At 59.2% G+C, this 24,086-nt stretch carries 18 protein-coding genes and 1 tRNA gene; 16 read left to right on the forward strand and 3 right to left on the reverse strand.

The window, feature by feature from the left end; genetic code table 11:
* Positions 1-10: 10 nt before the first annotated feature.
* The 8 genes from nusA (at position 11) to ACA052_RS03810 (ending at position 8,940) form a co-directional block, all read left to right on the forward strand.
* Positions 11-1,492, forward strand: a complete 1,482-nt coding sequence (nusA, locus tag ACA052_RS03775) for a transcription termination factor NusA (RefSeq protein ID WP_008024459.1) — start codon at positions 11-13, stop codon at positions 1,490-1,492.
* A gap of 27 nt (positions 1,493-1,519) precedes the next feature.
* Positions 1,520-4,051: a translation initiation factor IF-2 gene (infB, locus tag ACA052_RS03780; RefSeq protein WP_497648466.1), complete on the forward strand. Its 2,532-nt coding sequence runs from the start codon at positions 1,520-1,522 to the stop codon at positions 4,049-4,051.
* Positions 4,052-4,210: 159 nt separating this feature from the next.
* Positions 4,211-4,612, forward strand: a complete 402-nt coding sequence (gene rbfA / locus ACA052_RS03785; RefSeq protein WP_034148332.1) for a 30S ribosome-binding factor RbfA — start codon at positions 4,211-4,213, stop codon at positions 4,610-4,612.
* Between the two features lie 3 nt (positions 4,613-4,615).
* The gene (gene truB / locus ACA052_RS03790) at positions 4,616-5,533 is read left to right on the forward strand and encodes a tRNA pseudouridine(55) synthase TruB (protein WP_123405159.1); all 918 of its coding nucleotides are present in this window, start codon (positions 4,616-4,618) and stop codon (positions 5,531-5,533) included.
* Between the two features lie 117 nt (positions 5,534-5,650).
* Positions 5,651-5,920 carry a 30S ribosomal protein S15 gene (gene rpsO / locus ACA052_RS03795; RefSeq protein ID WP_003176135.1) on the forward strand — a complete coding sequence of 90 codons (270 nt, stop codon included), beginning with the start codon at positions 5,651-5,653 and terminating at the stop codon, positions 5,918-5,920.
* A gap of 195 nt (positions 5,921-6,115) precedes the next feature.
* The gene (pnp, locus tag ACA052_RS03800) at positions 6,116-8,221 is read left to right on the forward strand and encodes a polyribonucleotide nucleotidyltransferase (protein WP_461957186.1); all 2,106 of its coding nucleotides are present in this window, start codon (positions 6,116-6,118) and stop codon (positions 8,219-8,221) included.
* Between the two features lie 203 nt (positions 8,222-8,424).
* Positions 8,425-8,500, forward strand: a tRNA-Thr gene (locus ACA052_RS03805).
* A gap of 134 nt (positions 8,501-8,634) precedes the next feature.
* Positions 8,635-8,940, forward strand: coding sequence for a DUF6388 family protein (locus ACA052_RS03810; protein ID WP_059403417.1), 306 nt, complete (start codon positions 8,635-8,637; stop codon positions 8,938-8,940).
* Between the two features lie 127 nt (positions 8,941-9,067).
* Here the strand turns inward: ACA052_RS03810 and nadC are convergent, their stop codons facing one another.
* A complete protein-coding gene (gene nadC / locus ACA052_RS03815) occupies positions 9,068-9,916 on the reverse strand; it encodes a carboxylating nicotinate-nucleotide diphosphorylase (protein WP_497648467.1) in 849 nt (282 codons plus the stop codon).
* 279 nt (positions 9,917-10,195) lie between these two features.
* Here nadC and ACA052_RS03820 point away from each other — a divergent pair, with 279 nt between their 5' ends.
* The 6 genes from ACA052_RS03820 (at position 10,196) to ACA052_RS03845 (ending at position 18,218) form a co-directional block, all read left to right on the forward strand.
* Positions 10,196-12,394: a DUF1631 domain-containing protein gene (locus ACA052_RS03820; RefSeq protein WP_497648468.1), complete on the forward strand. Its 2,199-nt coding sequence runs from the start codon at positions 10,196-10,198 to the stop codon at positions 12,392-12,394.
* Between the two features lie 64 nt (positions 12,395-12,458).
* Positions 12,459-13,019 (forward strand): 1,6-anhydro-N-acetylmuramyl-L-alanine amidase AmpD, encoded by a 561-nt coding sequence (gene ampD / locus ACA052_RS03825; protein WP_497648469.1) that lies wholly within the window; start codon positions 12,459-12,461, stop codon positions 13,017-13,019.
* A complete protein-coding gene (gene ampE, locus ACA052_RS03830) occupies positions 13,016-13,852 on the forward strand; it encodes a regulatory signaling modulator protein AmpE (protein WP_497648470.1) in 837 nt (278 codons plus the stop codon). The genes ampD and ampE overlap by 4 nt, the downstream gene beginning before the upstream one ends.
* 141 nt (positions 13,853-13,993) lie before the next feature.
* A complete protein-coding gene (locus tag ACA052_RS03835; RefSeq protein WP_497650263.1) occupies positions 13,994-15,052 on the forward strand; it encodes an IS110 family RNA-guided transposase in 1,059 nt (352 codons plus the stop codon).
* A 1,849-nt stretch (positions 15,053-16,901) separates the two neighbouring features.
* Positions 16,902-17,606 carry a methyl-accepting chemotaxis protein gene (locus ACA052_RS03840; RefSeq protein ID WP_497650264.1) on the forward strand — a complete coding sequence of 235 codons (705 nt, stop codon included), beginning with the start codon at positions 16,902-16,904 and terminating at the stop codon, positions 17,604-17,606.
* 222 nt (positions 17,607-17,828) lie between these two features.
* Positions 17,829-18,218 carry a hypothetical protein gene (locus ACA052_RS03845; RefSeq protein WP_497648471.1) on the forward strand — a complete coding sequence of 130 codons (390 nt, stop codon included), beginning with the start codon at positions 17,829-17,831 and terminating at the stop codon, positions 18,216-18,218.
* Here ACA052_RS03845 and ACA052_RS03850 read toward each other — a convergent pair whose 3' ends face one another.
* Positions 18,219-18,995, reverse strand: a complete 777-nt coding sequence (locus ACA052_RS03850; RefSeq protein WP_497648472.1) for a TatD family hydrolase — start codon at positions 18,993-18,995, stop codon at positions 18,219-18,221. It abuts the gene before it with no gap.
* 3 nt (positions 18,996-18,998) lie between these two features.
* A complete protein-coding gene (gene cra / locus ACA052_RS03855) occupies positions 18,999-19,994 on the reverse strand; it encodes a catabolite repressor/activator (RefSeq protein WP_497650265.1) in 996 nt (331 codons plus the stop codon).
* Between the two features lie 282 nt (positions 19,995-20,276).
* Between cra and ptsP the strand changes: the two genes are divergently transcribed.
* Positions 20,277-23,138, forward strand: a complete 2,862-nt coding sequence (ptsP, locus tag ACA052_RS03860; protein WP_497648473.1) for a phosphoenolpyruvate--protein phosphotransferase — start codon at positions 20,277-20,279, stop codon at positions 23,136-23,138.
* On the forward strand, positions 23,138-24,079 hold the full coding sequence (gene pfkB, locus ACA052_RS03865; RefSeq protein ID WP_497648474.1) for a 1-phosphofructokinase: 942 nt from the start codon (positions 23,138-23,140) through the stop codon (positions 24,077-24,079). The genes ptsP and pfkB overlap by 1 nt, the downstream gene beginning before the upstream one ends.
* Positions 24,080-24,086 lie beyond the last annotated feature (7 nt).

Genomic DNA, 24,086 nt, shown 5'->3' on the forward strand with positions numbered 1-24,086 from the left:
GAGGCGTACGATGAGCAAAGAAGTACTGCTGGTTGTTGAGTCGGTATCCAATGAAAAGGGCGTACCGGCAAACGTAATTTTTGAAGCGCTGGAGCTGGCTCTGGCCACTGCTACCAAAAAACGTTTCGAGGACGAAGTCGATCTGCGTGTGGAAATCAATCGCCACACCGGTGCTTACGAAACATTCCGTCGCTGGACGGTTGTCGAAGAAGCAGACCTGGACGATCCGGCCATCGAAACCTGGCCAAGCAAGGTTGCCGAAACGCATCCTGGCGCCCAGGTCGGTGATGTAGTCGAAGAAAAAATCGAATCCATCGAGTTCGGCCGCATCGCTGCACAGACTGCCAAGCAAGTCATCGTGCAGAAAGTTCGCGAAGCCGAGCGTGCCCAAGTCGTTGACGCCTACCGCGAGCGCCTGGGGGAGATCATCTCCGGCACCGTGAAGAAAGTGACCCGCGACAACGTGATCGTCGATCTGGGCAACAACGCCGAGGCGTTGCTGGCTCGTGAAGACATCATCTCTCGCGAAACCTTCCGGGTTGGCGTGCGTCTGCGTGCGCTGCTCAAGGAAATCCGCACCGAGAACCGCGGCCCGCAGCTGATCCTGTCGCGTACTGCGCCGGAAATGCTGATCGAGTTGTTCCGCATCGAAGTGCCGGAAATCGCTGAAGGCCTGATCGAAGTAATGGCTGCCTCCCGTGACCCGGGTTCGCGCGCCAAGATCGCCGTTCGCTCCAAGGACAAACGCATTGACCCGCAGGGCGCTTGCATCGGTATGCGCGGTTCGCGCGTCCAGGCAGTGTCGGGCGAGTTGGGCGGTGAACGCGTTGATATCGTCCTGTGGGACGACAACCCGGCTCAGTTCGTGATCAATGCAATGTCGCCGGCTGAAGTGGCGGCAATTATCGTTGACGAAGATGCCCATGCAATGGACATCGCCGTTGGCGCAGACAATCTGGCTCAGGCCATCGGTCGCGGTGGTCAGAACGTGCGTCTGGCTAGCCAGTTGACTGGCTGGACCCTGAACGTGATGACCGAATCGGACATCCAGGCTAAGCAGCAAGCAGAAACCGGCGACATCCTGCGCAACTTCATCGACGAGCTGGAAGTCGACGAAGACCTGGCACAGGTGCTGGTAGATGAAGGCTTCACCAGCCTGGAAGAGATTGCCTACGTACCGTTGGAAGAAATGCTCAACATCGACGGCTTTGACGAAGAAACCGTCAACGAGCTTCGTGCTCGTGCCAAGGATCGTTTGTTGACCAAAGCCATCGCTACTGAGGAAAAGCTGGCAGACGCCCATCCGGCCGAAGACCTGCTCTCGCTTGAGGGTATGGACAAGGATTTGGCGATGGAACTGGCGGTGCGCGGCGTAATTACCCGCGAAGACCTGGCCGAGCAGTCTATTGACGATCTGCTCGACATCGACGGCATTGACGATGATCGTGCCGGCAAGTTGATCATGGCCGCCCGAGCCCACTGGTTCGAGTAATTAGGCGCGGCCTGAGGAGAGAAGTGCATGACGCAAGTCACGGTGAAACAACTGGCCGATGAGGTCAAAACACCGGTAGAGCGCCTGTTGCAGCAGATGCGTGAGGCAGGTCTGCCGCACACCGCCGCCGATGAAGGTGTGAGCGATAGTGAGAAGCAGTCTTTGCTGACTCACTTGAAGAGCAGCCACAAGGCGAAAGTGGAAGAACCGCGCAAGATTACATTGCAGCGCAAAACCACCAGCACCCTGCGTGTTGCTGGCAGCAAAAGCATCAGCGTTGAAGTACGCAAGAAGAAAGTCTTCGTACAGCGCAGCCCGGAAGAAATCGAAGCCGAGCGCAAACGCGAACTGGAAGAACGTCGCGCAGTAGAAAATGCTGCACGTCAGAAGGCTGAAGAAGAAGCCAAGCGTCGCACTGAAGAAGAAGCGCGTCGCCAGCCAGCTGCTGCGCAAAACGCTACTAACGACGCTGTCGCAGCTCCTGCTGCGGTTGCCGAGCCAGTGCGTGAAAGCGCTCCGGTTGTGGCTGCTGCACCAGCACCGTCTGCTGACGTTCGCAACAAGCAGAACGAACAGCGCCGTCCGGACAAACCACGTGCCGACGATAACAATCGTCGCAGCGGTGGTGGCGACGGCGAGCGTAAAAACGCTCCGCATCGTGCTTCGGTCAAAGAAAAAGCGCCTGCTCCACGCGTTGCTCCACGTACTACCGACGAAGAAAGCGATGGCTTCCGTCGTGGTGGTCGCGGCAAGGCCAAGCTGAAGAAGCGCAACGCTCACGGTTTCCAGAGCCCAACCGGCCCTGTCGTGCGTGATGTGCAGATTGGCGAGACCATCACTGTTGGCGATCTCGCCCAGCAGATGTCGGTCAAGGCTGCTGAAATCATCAAGTTCATGTTCAAACTGGGTACTCCAGCGACCATCAACCAGGTGCTTGATCAGGAAACTGCTCAGCTGGTAGCCGAAGAACTGGGCCACAAAGTGACCCTGGTCAGCGACACCGCCCTGGAAGATTCCCTGGCCGAGTCCCTGAAGTTTGAAGGTGAGACGTTCTCCCGTGCACCGGTTGTGACCGTAATGGGTCACGTTGACCACGGTAAAACCTCGCTGCTCGACTACATCCGTCGTGCCAAGGTAGCTGCTGGCGAAGCCGGCGGTATCACCCAGCACATCGGTGCATACCACGTTGAAACTGATCGCGGCATGGTCACTTTCCTCGACACCCCTGGTCACGCCGCGTTTACCGCAATGCGTGCCCGTGGTGCCAAGGCGACCGACATCGTGATCCTGGTGGTTGCAGCGGACGACGGCGTAATGCCGCAGACCATTGAAGCCGTTCAGCATGCGAAGGCAGCTGGTGTTCCGCTGGTTGTTGCAGTGAACAAAATCGACAAGCCGGGCGCTGATCTCGATCGCATCCGTAGCGAATTGTCGGTTCACGGCGTGACTTCGGAAGAGTGGGGCGGCGACACCCCGTTCGTATCGGTTTCGGCGAAAGTCGGTACTGGCGTGGACGAGTTGCTCGAAGCTGTTCTGCTGCAAGCCGAAGTTCTCGAACTGAAGGCGACTCCATCGGCTCCAGGTCGTGGCGTCGTGGTTGAATCGCGTCTCGACAAAGGTCGTGGCCCGGTTGCTACCGTTCTGGTTCAAGACGGTACCCTGCGCCAAGGCGACATGGTGCTGGTCGGTTCGAACTATGGCCGTGTACGTGCCATGCTCGACGAGAACGGCAAGCCGATCAAGGAAGCCGGTCCTTCCATCCCAGTCGAGATCCTCGGCCTGGACGGTACCCCGGACGCTGGCGACGAGATGAGCGTGTTGTCGGACGAGAAGAAAGCCCGTGAAGTGGCTCTGTTCCGTCAAGGCAAGTTCCGCGAAGTCAAGCTGGCCCGTGCTCACGCCGGCAAGCTGGAAAACATCTTCGAAAACATGGGCCAAGCGGAGAAGAAGACGCTCAATATCGTCCTCAAATCCGACGTCCGTGGTTCGCTGGAAGCGTTGAACGGTGCCTTGAACGGCCTGGGTAACGACGAAGTGCAAGTGCGTGTTGTGGGTGGCGGTGTCGGTGGTATCACCGAGTCCGACGCCAACCTGGCACTGGCCTCCAACGCTGTACTGTTTGGCTTCAACGTGCGTGCCGATGCTGGCGCTCGCAAGATTGTCGAGCAGGAAGGCCTGGATATGCGTTACTACAACGTGATCTACGACATCATCGAAGACGTCAAGAAAGCCCTCACCGGTATGCTGGGCAGCGATGTTCGCGAGAACATCCTGGGTACCGCTGAAGTGCGTGACGTGTTCCGTTCGCCGAAGTTTGGCGCGATCGCCGGTTGCATGGTTATCGAAGGTGTTGTTCACCGTAACCGTCCAATCCGTGTACTGCGTGAAGACATCGTTATCTTCGAAGGCGAGCTGGAATCCCTGCGCCGCTTCAAGGATGACGCTTCCGAGGTACGTGCCGGCATGGAATGCGGTATCGGCGTGAAGAGCTACAACGACGTCAAAGTCGGTGACAAGATCGAAGTCTTCGAGAAGGTTCAGGTTGCTCGCAGCCTCTAACTCGCGCACTTCAAGGGCCACGCCAAGCCGCCGCATGCAAATGCGCGGCACCGCGTCAGGACTCTAAACGCAACGCCCGGTCTGGCTTTTGTCAGGCCGGGCGTTTGCCGCTTTCAGACCCCACGGGTTTCACCGTGAGGCAGTAACAGGTAACAAGACATGGCAAAAGAATACAGCCGTACCCAACGTATCGGCGATCAGATGCAGCGTGAGCTGGCACAGCTGATCCGTCGTGAAGTCAAAGACCCGCGCGTAGGCCTGGTCACCATTACCGCTGTTGAAGTCAGCCGTGACGTTGGTCACGCCAAGATCTTCATCACCGTGATGGGGCAGGACAGCGCCGAAGACATCGCGCAAAGCATCAAGGTGCTCAACTCCGCCGCCGGTTTCCTGCGCATGCAGCTGGCCCGTGAAATGAAGTTGCGCAGCGTTCCTCAGTTGCATTTCCACTACGACGAAAGCGTCGTGCGTGGTGCGCACCTGTCGGCCCTGATCGAGCGTGCGGTGGCTGAAGACAATCAGCACCCGGTTGCGGCTGAAGCCGAAGACACCAAGGAGTAATCGGTGGCTCAGGTCAAACGTATCCGTCGTAATGTCAGCGGCATCATTCTGCTCGACAAGCCGTTGGGGTTTACCTCCAACGCGGCGTTGCAGAAAGTCCGATGGTTGCTGAACGCCGAGAAGGCCGGACACACCGGCAGTCTCGATCCGCTGGCCACCGGCGTGCTGCCGTTATGCTTCGGTGAGGCCACCAAGTTTTCGCAATACCTGCTCGATTCCGACAAGGCTTATGAAACCCTGGCGCAACTCGGCAAGACCACCACCACGGCCGATGCCGAGGGTGAAGTTTTGCAGGAGCGCCCGGTGACCGTTGGTCGCGCCGATGTCGAGGCGGTTTTGCCCGGTTTTCGTGGGCAAATCAGTCAGATACCGCCGATGTACTCGGCGCTCAAGCGTGATGGCCAACCGCTGTACAAGCTGGCTCGTGCAGGCGAAGTAGTGGAGCGCGAACCGCGTTCTGTTACTATTGCGCGCTTGGAATTACTGGCCTTTGAAGGTGATACTGCGCGGCTTGCGGTGGATTGCAGCAAAGGCACCTATATCCGCACCCTGGTGGAGGATATCGGTGAGCAACTCGGTTGTGGCGCTTACGTTGCAGAACTGCGACGTACCCAGGCCGGGCCTTTCACGCTGGCCCAGACGGTCACTTTGGAAGAGTTGGAAGCAGTACATGCCGAAGGCGGCAACGAAGCGGTCGACCGCTTCCTGATGCCATCGGACAGCGGCTTGCTGGATTGGCCACTGTTGCAGTTCTCGGAGCACAGTTCGTTCTACTGGCTCAACGGCCAACCGGTACGAGCTCCGGACGCACCGAAGTTCGGCATGGTACGGGTACAGGATCACAACGGTCGCTTCATCGGTATCGGTGAAGTGAGCGAAGACGGGCGCATCGCGCCGCGTCGACTGATTCGGTCAGAATGACCGAACGAGGGTGGCTGTTAACAGGCACGGTCACTACTCATTTTTAGATACAGGGATTTGTCCCTGGCCTGTTGAAACTGTTTTTCTGAAACAGTTTCCTGATAAAAGGATTGCCTCATGGCTCTCGACGTTCAAGAAAAAGCTCAAATCGTAGCTGACTACCAGCAAGCTGTTGGTGACACTGGTTCGCCAGAAGTGCAAGTTGCACTGCTGACCCACAACATCAACAAACTGCAAGGTCACTTCAAGGCCAACGGTAAAGATCACCACTCCCGTCGTGGTCTGATCCGCATGGTAAACCAGCGCCGTAAGCTGCTGGACTACCTGAAAGGCAAGGATCTGGGTCGTTATCAGGCTCTGATCGGTCGCCTGGGTCTGCGTCGCTAATAAGCGATTGCGCTAGAGGTTGGTTGTCTGTCGTACGTCAGTGGGTTTCCCGCTGGCGCATGGCAGGCTCCCAGCCTCAAGTTTTATCTGGATACACGTTTTACCCTGGACAGGCGTTGGGCCGACTCCCGACATTGCCCAAGAATTTCGCAAGAAGACAAGTTCCCCAAGAGCCACAAAAGAAGGTAGGACACCGTGAACCCGGTAATCAAAAAATTCCAGTTCGGTCAGTCGACCGTTACCCTCGAGACCGGCCGTATCGCCCGTCAGGCCTCCGGCGCAGTATTGGTCACCGTTGACGACGACGTCAGCGTATTGGTGACCGTAGTCGGTGCCAAGCAAGCCGATCCAGGCAAGGGCTTCTTCCCTCTGTCCGTTCACTACCAGGAAAAGACTTACGCTGCCGGTAAGATCCCTGGCGGTTTCTTCAAGCGTGAAGGCCGTCCTTCCGAGAAAGAAACCCTGACTTCCCGACTGATCGACCGTCCGATCCGTCCGCTGTTCCCGGAAGGCTTCATGAACGAAGTGCAGGTAGTCTGCACCGTCGTTTCCACCAGCAAAAAGACCGATCCGGACATCGCTGCGATGATCGGTACCTCGGCAGCCCTGGCCATCTCCGGCATTCCTTTCGATGGCCCAATCGGCGCTGCCCGCGTCGCGTTCCACGAAAGCACCGGCTACCTGCTGAACCCGACTTACGAACAACAGAAAGCTTCGAGCCTGGACATGGTCGTTGCCGGTACTTCGGAAGCCGTTCTGATGGTTGAATCGGAAGCCAAAGAGCTGACCGAAGACCAGATGCTGGGCGCGGTACTGTTTGCTCACGACGAGTTCCAGGTTGTGATCAACGCCGTTAAAGAACTGGCTGCCGAAGCTGCCAAGCCGACCTGGACCTGGGCTCCACAGCCAGAAGCAACCGCTCTGCTGGGCGCTATCCGTGCCGAGTTCGGCGACGCGATCTCCCAGGCTTACACCATCACCATCAAGGCTGACCGTTACGCTCGCCTGGGTGAGTTGAAAGACCAGGTCGTTGCCAAGCTGTCCGGTGAAGAAGGCCAGCCTTCTTCCAGCGAAGTCAAAGCCGCTTTCGGCGAAATCGAATACCGCACCGTTCGCGAAAACATCGTAAACGGCAAGCCACGTATCGACGGCCGCGACACCAAGACCGTACGTCCTTTGAACATCGAAGTCGGTGTTCTGCCAAAGACCCACGGTTCGGCTCTGTTCACCCGTGGCGAAACCCAGGCCCTGGTCGTTGCAACACTGGGCACCGCCCGTGACGCTCAACTGCTGGACACCCTGGAAGGCGAGAAAAAAGACCCGTTCATGCTGCACTACAACTTCCCTCCGTTCTCGGTCGGTGAGTGTGGTCGCATGGGTGGCGCTGGTCGTCGCGAAATCGGTCACGGCCGTCTGGCCCGTCGTTCGATTGCAGCCATGCTGCCTGCTGCCGACGTGTTCCCGTACACCATCCGTGTGGTTTCGGAAATTACCGAATCCAACGGTTCGAGCTCGATGGCTTCCGTTTGCGGCGCTTCCCTGGCCCTGATGGACGCTGGTGTGCCGATGAAGGCGCCGGTTGCCGGTATCGCCATGGGTCTGGTTAAAGAAGGCGAGAAGTTCGCCATCCTGACCGACATCCTGGGTGACGAAGACCACCTGGGCGACATGGACTTCAAAGTAGCCGGTACCGCCAAAGGTGTTACCGCGCTGCAGATGGACATCAAGATCAAAGGCATCACCGAAGAAATCATGGAAATCGCTCTGGGCCAAGCCCTGGAAGCGCGCCTGAACATCCTCGGTCAGATGAACCAGATCATCGGCCAGTCGCGTACCGAACTGTCGGAAAACGCTCCGACCATGATCGCGATGAAAATCGACACCGACAAAATCCGTGACGTCATCGGTAAAGGCGGCGCGACCATTCGTGCGATCTGTGAAGAGACCAAGGCTTCGATCGATATCGAAGACGACGGCACGATCAAGATCTTCGGCGAAACCAAGGAAGCGGCTGAAGCAGCACGTCAGCGGGTCCTGGGCATCACCGCAGAAGCTGAAATCGGCAAGATCTACGTCGGTAAGGTTGAGCGCATCGTCGACTTCGGCGCATTCGTCAACATTCTGCCGGGCAAGGATGGTCTGGTTCACATCTCGATGCTGAGCGACGCTCGCGTTGAAAAAGTGACCGACATCCTGAAAGAAGGCCAGGAAGTTGAAGTTCTGGTACTGGACGTGGACAACCGCGGCCGTATCAAGCTGTCCATCAAAGACGTAGCAGCAGCCAAGGCTTCGGGCGTTTAATCACTCCCGCGCTTAACCGCTGAACAACAAAACGCCCCGACTGGTTCGGGGCGTTTTGCTGTGTGCAGAAAGATCAAAAGATCGCAGCCTGCGGCAGCTCCTACATAAGTCCGCGTGTAGGAGCTGCCGCAGGCTGCGATCTTTTGATCTTAACGGTTTACAAAGTTGCCTGACTCCATGGTCAGTGCTAGGTTTAGCCCACCGCCCGTGTAGCTCAGTTGGTAGAGCAGCGCACTCGTAACGCGAAGGTCGCAGGTTCAATTCCTGTCTCGGGCACCAGCGACACCTTGTTTTCAAATGATCCCGAATGGTTCTGAAGGCCAGACAAACCAGGTTTCAAGCGGTTTTTTTGCGTCAGAGAGATCCTTGATGATCCAGATCCATCTTCCATTCCCCAGATCAACGAGAACGCCATGACCGTTAAAGAATTGACCCAAGAAGCCAGACACGAAGAAGCGCTGAAGAAGTACTTGCTGGATTCGCCCCAGCTCGCTGAAGAGATCAAGGACCTGCCCGCCGATGATCAGAAAGACCAGATCCAGTGGGCATTCGAGGATGAGGCAGAATCCCAGGGCCTGCAGCCGTGGGAACTGACGCTCAAGTACACCTCGACTCCGGAAGAGTTCGAGGCCGCGCGCCTGGTTCTGCACAAAGAGGCGGCCGAGGTGTTGGGCGTCGAGTGGGAAGAATACTGCGAGATGAATAATCTGGTGGTCTGAAAAAACGCCAACCTCCTGTAGGAGCGAGCTTGCTCGCGATGTCATCAAGAGCGCCGCGTTTAACCAGTAAACACGCGTTTTCGTTAGCGACCATCGTGAGCAAGCTCGCTCCTACAGTTTCGGTTGATCACAGGCTCAGGCGCATCGACAGGTCGACTGCCCTCACGTCCTTGGTCATCGCACCAATCGAAATGTAATCCACCCCGGTTTCCGCAATCGGCAGCAGCGTGCTTTCGTTGATACCGCCGCTGGCCTCCAGTTTTGCCTTGCCGCCGTTCAGGCGCACGGCTTCACGCATGTCATCCAGGCTCAATTCGTCGAGCATGATGATGTCGGCACCGGCCGCCAGCGCCTCTTTCAGTTCAGCCAGGCTTTCCACTTCGATCTCTACCGGTTTGCCCGGAGCAATCTTGTGCGCGGCCGTGATGGCTTCAGGGATGCCTCCACAGGCGGCGATATGGTTTTCCTTGATCAGAAACGCGTCATACAGGCCGATGCGGTGGTTGTGGCAACCGCCACAGGTCACGGCGTATTTCTGGGCCAGGCGCAGACCCGGGAGGGTTTTGCGGGTGTCGAGCAATTTCACCTGAGTCTCGGCAACGAAATCCGCCAGGTATTGCGCGCGCGTGGCGACGCCAGAGAGCATTTGCAGGAAATTCAGCGCGGAGCGTTCACCGGTCAGTAGCGAGCGCGCCGGGCCTTCGAGGTGGAACAACACCTGATTGGGCTTCACCTGTTCGCCGTCGGCAACCTGCCAATGCACCGCAACCCGCGGGTCCAGCTGCCGGAAGACGGCGTCCACCCAGGCGGTGCCGCAGATGACGGCGGCGTCGCGGGTAATGATGGTGGCTTTGGCCAGGCGTTCAGCCGGGATCAGTTGCGCGGTGATGTCGCCGCTGCCGATGTCTTCGAGCAACGCACGGCGCACGTTGGCTTCGATTTCGGCGGTCAGATCGGCGAGACGTAGATTCGGCATAACGGACTCCACAAACAAAGTGGCCCGATTATAGGGCCATGGCGTGGGCCAACCCAAGGCATCAGAGCCGTTCGGATCGTTCGCATCCCTGCATTTGGTCGATTCCTACGAGCAGTCGGCTCACGGCCTTGATCATTCGAAAGTGCCTATTTCAACGGGAAGTGCAGAGTCTGCTGGTACAGGGGACACCTTTTGCAAGATAATTCGCCTTGCGTTTGACGCCATAGCTTTGACGCTCCTTGCTTTACGAACCGAAGACTCACCGTTTCAGGAGGCTGGATGCACAACGACGGGAATGTAGTGCCTTTGCACAAGGCGGCTACCGAAAAAGCGATTCACTCGCCGCTCGCCCGCCTGCCTGTGATTCTGCTTCAGGTTCGCGACAAGGCTGCCCGGCAGCTCAGGCAGGGGTTGCAGGAACTGTTCGATAATGCGGACGACACCCTGTTCGAAATGGCTGATCGGGCGCGCAATGGTGTTGAGCAGCACCTGTTCTTCGAAGCCATGCGTGACTTGCGGCTCAAACGCAAAAGCATCGAACGAGTGTTTCTCGAGCAGTTCTTTGAGGCGTTTGTCAGCCTCACTCCCAACGACATCACGCAGACAGCCTTACCCCATGACGCCCAGTCGTCGTCCTCCGACGGTGACCTGGAACGCAACGTGGCGGTGGAAGCCATGGTCAGCAAAGTATTCAACCGCGACGGCTTTGCTCTTGACCAACTGACCGCGCGATTCAGCGCCCTGTTGGGCATGCCGTTGGTCGACCAATACAACCCCTTGGGACCGGCGATGCTCTGCGAGTACTTCTTGCAGGCCGGGAGCAACCTGGGGGTGGAGATCAAGGTCAAGCTGATCATCCTCAAGCTGTTCGAACGTTATGTGCTCAGTCATGCCGATCAGCTTTACGGCGAAGCCAATCAGCTGCTGATCGCCACCGGTGTGCTGCCCGACCTCAAGCCTGTCCCGGCACGCAGGGCCACGGATCGAGCCGCCGCCAGCGTCCTGGCCGATACTGCGCAGACCGGCACCAGCGCTAGCGCAACCCAGGTCGACGACGGCGTGCAGGAAGTCTTTGCGGCATTGCAGGAACTGCTGTTTCACGTACGCGGCAGTGTTGCGCCGACGCTCGAAGCCAGTGCCCAGACCCAGCCGATTTCTACCCGCGACCTGTTGCGCCTGCTCTCGCACTTGCAGCAATACGTGCCAGCTCAGGCGGCTCAGGACGATTTCGATCTGCGAAACCAGCTGGAACAGTTGCTCACTCGGGCCAGCGTCAAAAGCGGCAAGTCGCGGGTTGTCGGGGTGGCTGACGAAGACGTGATCAACCTGATCGCCATGCTTTTCGAATCCATCCTCGACGACCGCAACCTGCCGGACTCCCTGAAGGCGTTGATCGGCCGATTGCAGATTCCGATGCTGAAAGTGGCGGTGCTGGACAAGAGCTTCTTCAGCCGCGGCAGCCACCCGGCCCGGCGTCTGCTCAATGAAATCGCCACGGCTGCCATGGGCTGGGGCGAGTGCGATGACCACGAACGCGACGGCCTGTACCTGCGCATTGAGCAGGTGGTGCAGCGTTTGTTGAACGACTTTGTCGATGACCCTGCAATCTTTTCCGAACTGCTGGCGGACTTTCTCGCCTTCACCAGCGATGAACGCCGTCGTAGCGAGCTGCTGGAACAGCGAATCCGTGATGCCGAAGAGGGGCGTGCCAGGACTGAACTGGCCCGCCAACGGGTCGAACACGTGTTGAATCAGGCATTGCTGGGCAAAGTCCTGCCGCAAAGTGTCGTGACGTTTGTCCAGGAGGCCTGGAGCAAGGTGTTGCTGCTGACTTGCCTCAAACACGGCGATCACTGCGCCGAGTGGCACGCCGACGTACACACCATGGAGCAGTTGATCTGGAGCGTGCAGCGCCATGCTGAGCCCGACTCGAGTATGCGTCTCTTGGCGTTGGTGCCGGGGCTGCTCAAGTCATTGCGCGATGGGCTGAGCAGTTCGGCGTTCGATCCGTTCGCCACCGGTGAGTTTTTCAGTGAGCTGGAATGTTTGCACGTTCAGTTGTTCGAGCGTCCGGGACAGACGTTTGAACAGTCTGGCAATGCACCGGTGATGATCGAAGTGCAGGAGCAAGTCGTCTCGCGCACGGCCGACGATGGCCGGGTCGAGGTACCCTCGGTGCGTTTGCCGGAGGATGATGCGGGTGTGCGGCAGGTCGATCAGTTGCGCCTGGGCTGCTGGGTCGAGTTTCAAGAAGATGAGGAAAATACCCTGCGCTACAAGTTGGCGGCGATTATCGACGCCACGGGCAAGTACATTTTCGTCGATCGCACCGGGATGAAAGTACTGGAACGCAGCCGCACCCGGCTGGCCCAGGAGTTTTGCCGTGGCGGGGTGCGCACGCTCGACGATACGCTGCTGTTCGACCGGGCGCTGGAGTCGGTCATCGACAACTTGCGACGGCTCAATCGCGGCAAGTGATCGCGCCGCGAGGGGCTATCGCGGCATACTGGGCGCTAACACAGTTGTCGTTGAAGGAACCTGTATGCAGTTGGACCCCGCGAGTGGATGGTGTCAGGGCGTACGTATGTGCCCGTCGCCCAACTTCAATGAACGCCCCTGCGGCGAAATTTCCCTGCTGGTGATCCACAACATCAGCCTTCCGCCGGCGCAGTTCGCCACCGGCAAGGTGCAGGAGTTTTTCCAGAATCGTCTGGATGTCACGGAGCATCCCTACTTTGAAGGGATTGCGGACCTTCGGGTCTCTGCGCACTTTCTGATCGAGCGTGACGGCGCCGTCACTCAGTTTGTCTCCTGTCTGGAGCGTGCCTGGCATGCCGGTGTCTCGAGTTTCGAAGGTCGGGAAACCTGTAACGATTTTTCCGTGGGCATCGAGCTCGAGGGCACGGATGATCTGCCGTTCACCGACGCGCAGTATCAAGCGCTGACGGCCCTGACCCGACAATTGCAAAGCACGTTCACGGCCATCACCGCCCAGCGTATCTGCGGGCATAGCGACATTGCTCCCGGGCGCAAGACTGATCCGGGACCGGCGTTCGACTGGGCACGCTATCGCGCAGCCCTGGCAAAAGAGGAACAACAATGAGTTTTCTGGTGTTGCTGTTGGCAGTCTGGATCGAGAAATTCTCGGCCCTGCGCCATCGGGTTCAACGTGATGGTGGTTGGTTACGCGAATTGCACAAGCTGGAGTCCAATCCACGTCTGGCAAAAAATCCGTGGTTGGTCTTGATCGTCCTGGTGTTGTTGCCAGTGGCGCTGCTGGCGTTGCTGCTGGTGGTGCTGGAGCCGGTAGCCTACGGCCTGCTTGCGTTGCCGGTGCACTTGCTGGTGGTGATTTACAGCCTGGGTCGCGGTGATCTGTTGGCCGGCCTGGGGCCATTTCGCGATGCCTGGCGGCGGGAAGACCTGCAAGCCGCCTCCCATGTGGCGAACCGCGACTTGGGTATCTGCGCCGACAGCGGTGAGCAACTGCTGGAACGGGTTGAAGGGCACTTGCTGTGGGAAGCCTATCAAAGCTTTTTTGCGGTGATTTTCTGGTATTTCCTGTTGGGGCCGGTCGCGGCGTTGAGCTACCGCCTGTTGGCCCTGGCCGAAGAGCACGGGCAGAATCGCGCTGTGGTCGAGCGCGCCGCACAGCTGCGGCACGCGTTCGATTGGGTACCGGTGCGACTGCTGGCGGCGAGTTTTGCGTTAGTGGGCAACTTTGTTGCGGTCGGCCGGGTGATGTTGCACGAACTGCTGAACTGGAACATCAGCGCCGCCCAATTGATCGAGAGGGTCGGGCTGGTGGCCGGTGAAATTCCGGCGCCGGTGGTCGGGCCTGACGGTATCAATAACCTGGACCGGATCTGGGAGTTGCAGTTGCGAGCGGCGGTACTCTGGTATGCCGGGTTTGCGTTGTGGACAGTCCTTCCTTGAGGACACCGACCCTGTAATTGGATGGACTCGCCCAAGCCGAGGCGTCAATGCGCCACGGTGGCAGTCTAAACAGCCAACGACAGCGAGGGCGAGTCCATGAAAAATGATAGTTCGATTGATCAATCCCTGTCTTCTTCCGATTTGTCGGCCTGCACAACCTTAGCGGTCGATCTGGCCAAGCAGGTCTTTCAGGTCGCCGGCGAAGATGTCCTCGGCCAAGTGCGCTACGAGCAGCGGATCAAGTCTCGCGAGGCGTTTTATGAATTTCTCCAACAGTTGGCGCCTCATGTCGTGGTTTTGATGGAGACCGGTCCGGGTGCTCAAGCCTGGGCCCGGCAGCTGCAAAACCAAGGCAATCTGGCGCGGATTCTTCCAGCCGGTTTGGTGGCCACACATCGCAGCGGACCTAAAAATGATCGCAACGATGCGCTGGCAATTCTGCGGGCTGGTCGCGATGAAAAAATCTGCGCAGTACCGGTCAAAAGCGTTGCAGCGCTGGCAATGCAGGCGCTGCATCGCGCCCGTCAGGGCTATGTGCGTCGGCGCACGGCAGTCAGTAATCAGATGCGCGGCCTGCTGCTTGAGCACGGCGTGGCCTTGTCGCAGGGCGATGTTGCGATCAGCCAGAAAACTCCGCGGATACTGGAAGATGCTACCCAGCCAGTGCCGGGCCTGCTGCGTGAACTGATCGACGAATTGTTGGCCGAGTGGCGCCATTTGGGCGAGCGCATCAGCGTGCTGACGGGACGCCTGGAAGTGGCTGCCAACGCCGACATGACGGCGAAGCGACTGATGACTGTGCGCGGCATCGGCCCAGTCACGGCCACGGCACTGGTGGCCAAGGAAACCAAGCCTGAGCGATTTCCCAATGCCCGCAAGTTTGCCGCGTACTTTGGCATGGTGCCTGACCAGCACAGCAGCGGGGATACGGTCCGGCTGGGGGACATGACCAAGCGAGGTGATGTTTATTTACGCAGCCTGATGATCCAGGGAGCCCATGCGGTGCTGCAACAACTACGACCTGACTCCCAGCAACCCGATGACCTCCGTTTGTTGCGCTGGATGAGCCGGCTGGGCCGTAAGGAGGCTGCGATCAGGCTAGCCAACCGCAACCTGCGAATCGTCTGGGTGCTTTTACAGAATGACCAGACTTATCGTCGCCACGCTGGTGATGGCCAGCAAGCGACGATGAGCCACTGAGCAACAGAGTTCTGCCACCGAGGTACTAACTGTCCGACCCTTGCTGAAAAAAATTGACCCCAGGTAAGACCGGCGTGGATTGATGCCTAAGCTGCTACTGGCCTTCGAGGCCTGACTGTAATCGGCATACCACGAGCTTTTCCAATTTTGGCCAGAAGCCGACGACGGCTTCCACGAATAGGCCTGATACATAGATGCAACGGGGCGACGGTTTTTCAAAAGCGGGTAGACAGTGGGGGCGAGTCCATACATAGCAGCTGGCGTAGCCTGCGTTCGGCTGCGTAGCAGTCGTAAAACCTGAGTGCACGTTTTTCCTGAAACACCGCATCGCTTGATTTTACGACTGCTACGCAGCCGGACGCAGGCTACGCCAGCTGCTATACGATCGCGTAATTCCTGCCGTTAACCTTAAGTTACAAAACCTCCCGCCGATTTAAGTTATACAGAGTAAGCGCCGAATAGTGGCTATCTGCTCTCGACCCGCGCCTGCCAATAAAAATAAGAAATCGAAGGGAGAATTCCAGTGAAGAGCTTGCTCTATCCCGCCGTTGCGCTAATGAATCGCCTGAGCTTTGGTATGAAGTTCAGCCTGATCAGCGTGCTGTTCCTAGTGCCGATGCTGGTCACCAACTTCTATCTGGTGAGCGATTCCTATCGCGAGTTCCAGGGCACTCGGGTCGAATTGCAGAGCCTTGACCTTCTGGGCAGCAGCCTGGCGTTACGGCGCGACCTGGAAACCCTGAACAACCTGGTGCAGATCAACGTCACCCTGGGTCAGTCTGGCAAGGCCGGCAATGTCGAGTCGCAGATCAATACCTTGGGGCAAAGCGTGCTGAGCCGTTTGCAAGGGCTGACGGCGATGACCACTGATCCGGAACAGATCGCTGTTTTCGATGCCAAGCGCGATGAAATGATCGCTGCCTTCAAGGCCCAGCAAACGGAAAGCTCCCTGCAAAGCAAAACCGGGATGATCGGTAAATTGCTTGGCAATGCGCAGATTTTCAGTCAGATCATCGCCAGTCAGGCCGGCTTGAGCCGCGATACTCAGAGCGACATGCGCCAGCTGAGCGAACTTATTACTAATGTCACGCCGCCCATTACCCAGCTTTTGGGTGAAGGTCGGGCAATGGGCGCTATTTCCCTGGGGCAGGGTTTTCTCAACTCGGCATCGAGTACCCGTTTCGATGAATTGTTGGCACAGATCGAAAAGCTGCAGGGCGAATACGGGCTGAAGTTGCAGGATGCCTTGGGTTCGAGCAAGGCGGCGCGGGAAACCCTGGCCGCTCAGGCCGATACCAGCAAGGCGTCCTTGAAGAAGGCCAGTGAGCTGTTCGAAGAACAGGTGGTAATGGCTGATACGCTTGATGCGCCGTGGCAGGGTTTTTACGATCAGGTCACGGGCCTGATGGACCGTACCTATCAGCTTAACGAAGCAACCCTGAAGTTTCTCGGCACCCAGTTGCAGCAGCGACTGGACCAGAACCGCACGCACATGATTTTGCAGGCCGTGGCGTTGTCGGTGGTGTTTGTGTTGATTTTTTACCTCTACGGCGGCTTCTACGCCTCGACCCGCACGACCCTGAAAAGTCTTGGCGCGATGATGGACAAGGTGGCTGCTGGCGACATGACGGTGACCTTCAACGCGAACAGTCGCGATGAACTGGGTGAGTTGGGCGAAGTGTTCAATGGCACCGTGAAGAAAATCCATGACCTGATCGAGCGTGTGGGGCAGACAGTGGGAGAGGTCGAGCGCCAGGCCGGGCAGGTAGAGAACGTTTCTGCGCAGAGCAACCAGGCCGTGGCGGGGCAGCGTTCGCAGATCGAGCAGGTGGCGACGGCCATGAACCAGATGTCGGCCACCTCCCTGGAGGTGGCGCGCAGTGCCGCGGCAGCGGTCAGCAGCGCTCATAGCGTCAACGACGAAACCATCAACGGTCGCGGGCTGGTGGAGTCGCAGCAGGGCAGCATCGCGCAATTGGCGAGTGAAATCGATCAGTCGGTGCTGGTGATCAATCAACTGGCTAACGACAGCCAGTCCATCAGCCGAGTGTTGGAGGTGATCAAGAGCATCGCCGAACAGACCAACCTGCTGGCGCTCAACGCGGCGATCGAAGCGGCGCGAGCGGGCGAGCAAGGGCGTGGTTTTGCGGTGGTGGCGGACGAGGTCCGGACCTTGGCCAAGCGCACCCAGCAATCAACCGAAGAAATCGAACAGATGATCGCCAAGCTCCATGGCGGAGTCGGGGCGGCGGTCAAGGCGATGGGCATCAGCCATCAGGTGGCCAGTGGCACCGTCGGGCAGTCGGAAAAGGTTCAGAAAGCGCTGGAAAACATTCTGGGTGCCGTCGGCATGATCGTCGACCAGAACCAGCAGATCGCCGCCGCGGTGGAGCAGCAGACCGCCGTGGCTCACGATATCGACCAAAATATCGTCGAGATCAACCGCGCGGGTGAACGCACCGCTGAAGGCGCACACCAGACCGAGGATGCCAGCCGCGCGTTGACGGCTCAGGTGGTGGAACTCAAGCAGCTGATCAGCGCGTTTCGCGTGTAAATGTGGGAGCGGGCTTGCTCGCGAAGGCTGACTGACATTCAACATCTATGTCGACTGTTATGCCGCTTTCGCGAGCAAGCCCGCTCCCACAGGGTTTGTGCATGATCTGTAGTGCTTATTCCCTTCCCGAGTAGGAAATTACCTGTTTTCCTCCGCTCTCTGGCTTTTGGTCTTCAATGAAGGAAGATCAACGTTCCTGACTTGCCCTGAGGAGGCTCGGAAATGTCTGCTGCAACGAATGGAATTCGGGGTCATTGCGCACACTGCGGAAACACGCTCGCACTCGAATCCTGGCAACTCAACGCCATTTCGATCAATGAAGCATTTGCCTGTTCCCACTGCCATAAAGCCTTGCAGCTGAGCGATCCAAAACAGATCAAGCGCTTCAAGTCCAGTGACTCGCTGGCATTGCTGCGAGCGAGCACGTTGGTGATGGTGTGCACGGCATTGCTGGTGGCGTTGGTGATGGAATGGGTCGGAATGCTCAATGTGGTCGAACAGCTGAACTTCTCGCTGCTGGCGATGCTGATTTATTTTCTGGTCGTTCGGTTTGCCCGACACCGCCAACACATGACCTTGATTCTCGAGGCCGCCAAGGCTCACACCGACTGATTACCAGTCGAACATCTCACAGGCATTGGCGGTGCTGGCGGCGGCCAGTTGCTCGGGGCTGATGGCCATGATGTCGGCCAGTGCCGAGCAGATCGCCGGCAAGTGGGCCGGGCTGTTGCGTTGCCCTGGAAACATGGCGGGTGCCATGTCCGGTGAGTCGGTTTCCAGCACCACCGAATCCAGCGGTAGCTCGGCGAGTACACGGTGCATGCGCAGGGCCTGAGGCCAGGTCGCCGCGCCGCCCAGGCCAAGTTTGAAACCGAGCTTGATGTACTCGCGGGCTTCTTCCTTACTGCCGGCGAAGGCATGGATGATCCCCGCGCGTTTCAACCGAAACCGCTTGAGCGTGGCAATCACCGCCGCATGGCTGCGACGTACATGAATCAGCGCCGGCAGATTGAAGTCCGCCGCCAATTGCAGCTGGGCGTCGAACAGCGTCTGCTGACGCTCGCGGTCCAGGGTTTCGATGAAGTAATCCAGGCCGATCTCGCCGACCGCACACAGCTGCCGATGACCAGCCAGCCGGGTCAGCCATTCGCCGAGTTCGTGTAAATCTTCAGGCCGATGGTCATCCAGATAAACCGGGTGCAAACCGAATGCGGCATGCAGGTCCGGATCGCCTGTCACCAAATCCCAGACTCGCTGCCAATTGGCCTGATAAACCCCCAACACTACCATCCGCCGAACGCCGAGGGCGCGGCTTTCGACCAGCAGCGCCGCACGATCCTCGTCAAAGTCCGGAAAATCCAGATGCGTGTGGCTGTCGATGAACTCCACGGTTCAGTCCTGGCGAATGCGCTGCTTGAAGGTGCGTGGGATGGCTTGTACGCCGGGTTGGTAATCGGATTGCTCGATGGCGGCCAGCGCCAGCGCGAGGGCTTTGTCGGCGATCAGCTGATGCTGCTGGGCCATGGCATTGACCGGCAAGGGCAGGAAATCCAGCAGTTGCGTGTCGCCGAATGTACCCAGGCGAAGCGGGCGGCTTTTGAGTGGGAAATCGTGCAAGGCATCGAACACGCCCTGAAGCAGGACGTAGGACGTGGTCACCAGCGCGTCCGGCAAATGACCCAGGCGCTGCAGGAGTTTCTCCATCAACTGTTTGCCGCACTCACGGCTGAACGACTCGCCGTGCTCAATCAGCACCTCGCCTTTGAACCCGGCCAGCGCTTCCTTGAAACCGGCAGCCCGCTCCTGGCTGATGCTCAGTTCGGGGCGTGCGCCGATCAGCGCGATCTGCTTGGGCAGCGGGTCCAGTAGACTGCGGGTCAGTTGCAGGCTGGCTTCACGGTCGTCGCTGATGACCGAGCAGAAATGCTCAGGCTCCATGACCCGGTCGATGGCGATGATCGGAATGCCCTTGGCCTGCAACTGGCGATAACTTTCATCACCGGAAGGCAAGCAGCTGGCAACGATCAACGCGTCACAGCGCCGGGCACGGAACAGTTGCAGTAACTGCCGTTCGATGTCCGGTGCATCGTCGGAGCTGGCGATCAGCAGCTGATAACCGCGAGCCCGGGCGCCTTGTTCCAGCAATTTGGCGATCCGCGCGTAACTGGGGTTTTCCAGGTCCGGCAGAATGAAACCCAAGGTGCGGGTGTGCCGACTGCGCAGGCCGGCCGCTTGAGGATTGGGCGTGAAGCCATGTTGTTCGACCACCGCGCGCACGCGCTCGACGGTGGCACTGCTGATTCGTTGCTGTTCGGCCTTGCCATTGATGACATAACTGGCGGTGGTAACGGACACACCGGCTAACTGGGCGATATCACTGAGTTTCAACTCGGGCTTTCCTTGTTTTTTCGCCGACATTTTTGTCAATCCTACCCGATTAAGACAGGCGACTATTGTCGCAACGTATCCGACAAGTTGGACTTCAAGGATGGGACATAATCGAGTAACGTGCCAAACATTCTAGATTAAACGTTTCAGCAAGCGTATTTTCTACGTTGTAGACGCTTTTGGCCGGTTCTGCCGTGAAACCGCCAAAAGTGATGACGAAGCGCCTAAGCTGATTCATTCAAAACAATACCTGGCGCCAAGAGACGCCAAAAAGGAGAAAGCATGCTCGAGCTCACCCTAGAGCAGATATCCATGGGCCAGTCGGCTGTGGATAAGTCCGCAGCTTTGCACTTGCTGGCCCGGCATCTGGTCGCCGATGGCCTGGTTGCCGAGGGTTACCTCGCCGGTTTGCAGGCGCGCGAAGCCCAGGGCTCGACCTTTCTCGGTCAAGGTATTGCCATCCCCCACGGTACTCCGGAAACCCGAGATCTGGTGTTTTCCACCGGTGTGCGGTTGATGCAGTTCCCTGAAGGCGTGGACTGGGGCGACGGTCAGATCGTCTACCTGGCGATCGGTATCGCGGCCAAGTCCGATGAACACCTGCGTCTGTTGCAACTGTTGACTCGTGCCCTCGGCGAGACCGACCTGGGCCAGGCGCTACGTCGTGCCAGCTCCGCCGAAGCCCTGCTGAAACTGCTGCAAGGCGCGCCGCAAGAGCTGGCGCTGGATGCACAGATGATTGGCCTCGGTGTGTCTGCCGACGACTTCGAAGAACTGGTCTGGCGCGGTGCGCGTTTGTTGCGTCAGGCCGATTGTGTGAGCAACGGTTTCGCCGCCGTGCTGCAACAGGTCGAAGCGCTGCCCCTGGGCGATGGCTTGTGGTGGCTGCACAGCGAGCAAACCGTGAAGCGTCCGGGCCTGGCCTTCGTCACCCCGGACAAGCCGATGCGTTACCTCGGTCAGCCACTCAGTGGCCTGTTTTGCCTGGCCAGCCTCGGCGAGGCGCATCAGGCACTGCTCGAACGCCTTTGCGCGTTGCTGATCGAGGGCCGCGGCCATGAACTGGGTCGAGCCACCAGCAGCCGTAAAGTCCTCGAAGTACTCGGTGGCGAGCTGCCGGCGGACTGGCCAAGCGCTCGCATCGCCTTGGCCAACGCTCACGGTTTGCATGCGCGTCCGGCAAAAATCCTCGCGCAACTGGCGAAAAGTTTTGAGGGGGAAATTCGCGTGCGCATCGTCGAGGGTCAGGACAGTGCCGTGTCGGTGAAGAGCTTGAGCAAACTGCTCAGCCTGGGTGCCCGTCGTGGCCAGGTGCTGGAATTCATCGCCGAGCCCAGCATCGCCGCCGATGCGTTGCCGGCCTTGTTGGCTGCCATCGAAGAAGGCCTGGGTGAAGAAGTCGAGCCGCTACCGGCCGTGAGTCAACAGCGCGACGTGGTTGCGGATGTAGCCGAAGTGCTGCTCGCGCCGGCGTCCGGCAGCCTGATCCAAGCCATCGCCGCGGCCCCGGGCATCGCCATCGGCCCGGCGCACATTCAAGTGCTGCAGACCCTTGAATACCCAATGCGCGGTGAGTCCGCCGCCATTGAACGCGAGCGTCTCAAACAGGGCTTGGCCGACGTGCGTCGCGACATCGAAGGCCTGGTCGAACGTAGCAAGTCCAAAGCCATTCGCGAGATTTTCATTACCCACCAGGAAATGCTCGACGACCCGGAATTGACCGATGAAGTCGAGACTCGCCTCAAACAAGGCGAAAGCGCCGAAGCGGCGTGGATGGCGGTGATTGAAGCCGCAGCCAAACAGCAGGAATCGCTGCAGGATGCCTTGCTCGCCGAGCGTGCCGCCGACTTGCGCGATATCGGCCGTCGAGTGCTGGCGCAGCTCTGTGGTGTTGAAACCCCGAGCGAACCCGATCAACCGTACATTCTGGTGATGGACGAGGTCGGCCCGTCCGACGTGGCGCGTCTCGATCCGGCCCGTGTCGCCGGCATTCTCACCGCCCGTGGCGGCGCCACGGCACACAGCGCCATCGTTGCCCGGGCCCTCGGTATTCCAGCGCTGGTCGGTGCCGGGGCGGCGGTGTTGTTGCTGGTGCCGGGCACGCCGTTGTTGCTCGATGGCCAGCGCGGTCGCTTGCATGTGGACGCGGACGCGGCGACGTTGCAGCGCGCCACCGAAGAGCGCGACACCCGCGAGCAACGCCTGAAAGCGGCCGCTGAACAACGTCATCAACCGGCGTTGACCACCGACGGTCACGCGGTGGAAGTGTTCGCCAATATCGGCGAAAGCGCTGGCGTGACCAGTGCAGTGGAGCAGGGCGCCGAAGGCATTGGCCTGTTGCGCACCGAGCTGATTTTCATGGCGCATTCGCAAGCGCCGGACGAGGCCACTCAGGAAGTTGAATACCGGCGCGTGCTCGATGGCCTGGGCGGTCGGCCGCTGGTGGTGCGCACCCTGGACGTCGGCGGCGACAAACCGCTGCCCTATTGGCCAATCGCCAAAGAAGAAAACCCGTTCCTCGGCGTGCGGGGCATTCGCCTGACCCTGCAACGTCCGCAGGTCATGGAAGCGCAGTTGCGCGCCTTGCTGCGTGCTGCCGACAACCGCCCGCTGCGGATCATGTTCCCGATGGTCGGCAGCGTCGAGGAGTGGCGCCAGGCGCGGGACATGACCGAACGCCTGCGCCTGGAAATTCCGGTTGCGGATTTGCAACTGGGGATCATGATTGAAGTGCCGTCGGCGGCCTTGCTGGCGCCGGTACTGGCCAAGGAGGTCGACTTTTTCAGCGTCGGCACCAACGACCTGACGCAATACACCTTGGCCATCGACCGAGGTCATCCGACGTTGTCGGCGCAGGCTGACGGCTTGCATCCAGCCGTTCTGCAATTGATCGACATCACCGTGCGCGCGGCGCATGCCAACGGCAAATGGGTCGGTGTGTGCGGTGAACTGGCGGCAGATCCGCTGGCGGTGCCGGTACTGGTCGGTCTCGGTGTGGATGAACTCAGCGTGTCGGGCCGCAGCATCGCCGAGGTCAAGGCACGCATCCGCGAGCTCAACCTGACCCAGACTCAAGCACTGGCCCGACAGGCGCTGGCCTTGGGCAGCGCCAATGAAGTACGCGCATTAGTGGAGGCGCTGTAATGGCCAAGATCTTAACCCTGACCCTCAACCCGGCGCTGGACCTGACGGTGCAGTTGCCGCGCCTTGAGCCCGGTCAGGTCAACCGCAGCGACGCGATGCACAGCCACGCTGCCGGCAAAGGCGTGAACGTCGCGCAAGTGCTCGCGGACCTTGGGCATCAGCTGACCGTTAGCGGTTTTCTCGGTGAAGATAATCTTCAGGCGTTCGAGACCCTGTTCGCCAAGCGTGGTTTTGCCGACGCGTTCATCCGTGTTCCCGGCGAGACTCGCAGCAACATCAAACTGGCGGAAAGCGATGGACGCATTACCGATATCAACGGTCCGGGGCCACTGGTCAATGAGGCGGCGCAGCAAGCGCTGCTTGATCGACTGGACTTGATCGCGCCGGGGCATGACGCGGTCGTCGTCGCTGGCAGCCTGCCGCAGGGCGTCAGTCCTGAATGGTTGCAGGCGCTGATCCTGCGGTTGAAGAACCTCGGCTTGAAGGTCGCCCTCGACACCAGCGGTGAAGCGCTGCGCGTAGCGCTCAAGGCCGGTCCCTGGTTGATCAAACCAAACACCGAAGAGCTCGCCGATGCGCTGCGTTGCGAGGTGATTTCGGTGGCCGCCCAAGCGGTAGCCGCCAGCCGATTGCACGCGCAGGGTATCGAACACGTGGTGATTTCCGATGGCGCTGACGGCGTGAACTGGTTCAGCGTCGGCTCGGCCATGCACGCCACGCCACCCAAGGTCAGCGTGGCCAGCACGGTCGGTGCAGGGGATTCATTGCTGGCCGGGATGCTCCACGGTTTACTCAGTGCCGACACGCCTGAACAGACCTTGCGAACCGCCACGGCGATTGCCGCGATGGCGGTCACCCAGATTGGCTTTGGCATGGGCGATGCCACGCAACTGGCGCGGCTCGAACAGGGTGTGCGTGTGCGCGTCCTGACAGAACAATAAGAGGGAT

This window comes from Pseudomonas sp. LBUM1644 (genome assembly GCF_059716195.1).

Bases quoted from the DNA above. Each gene is read 5' to 3' on its own strand.
- nusA (WP_008024459.1), top strand. From the start codon at position 11: ATGAGCAAAGAAGTACTGCTGGTTGTTGAGTCGGTATCCAATGAAAAG.
- infB (WP_497648466.1), top strand. From the start codon at position 1,520: ATGACGCAAGTCACGGTGAAACAACTGGCCGATGAGGTCAAAACACCG.
- rbfA (WP_034148332.1), top strand. From the start codon at position 4,211: ATGGCAAAAGAATACAGCCGTACCCAACGTATCGGCGATCAGATGCAG.
- rpsO (WP_003176135.1), top strand. From the start codon at position 5,651: ATGGCTCTCGACGTTCAAGAAAAAGCTCAAATCGTAGCTGACTACCAG.
- ACA052_RS03810 (WP_059403417.1), top strand. From the start codon at position 8,635: ATGACCGTTAAAGAATTGACCCAAGAAGCCAGACACGAAGAAGCGCTG.
- nadC (WP_497648467.1), bottom strand. From the start codon at position 9,916: ATGCCGAATCTACGTCTCGCCGATCTGACCGCCGAAATCGAAGCCAAC.
- ACA052_RS03820 (WP_497648468.1), top strand. From the start codon at position 10,196: ATGCACAACGACGGGAATGTAGTGCCTTTGCACAAGGCGGCTACCGAA.
- ampD (WP_497648469.1), top strand. From the start codon at position 12,459: ATGCAGTTGGACCCCGCGAGTGGATGGTGTCAGGGCGTACGTATGTGC.
- ampE (WP_497648470.1), top strand. From the start codon at position 13,016: ATGAGTTTTCTGGTGTTGCTGTTGGCAGTCTGGATCGAGAAATTCTCG.
- ACA052_RS03840 (WP_497650264.1), top strand. From the start codon at position 16,902: ATGTCGGCCACCTCCCTGGAGGTGGCGCGCAGTGCCGCGGCAGCGGTC.
- ACA052_RS03845 (WP_497648471.1), top strand. From the start codon at position 17,829: ATGTCTGCTGCAACGAATGGAATTCGGGGTCATTGCGCACACTGCGGA.
- ptsP (WP_497648473.1), top strand. From the start codon at position 20,277: ATGCTCGAGCTCACCCTAGAGCAGATATCCATGGGCCAGTCGGCTGTG.
- pfkB (WP_497648474.1), top strand. From the start codon at position 23,138: ATGGCCAAGATCTTAACCCTGACCCTCAACCCGGCGCTGGACCTGACG.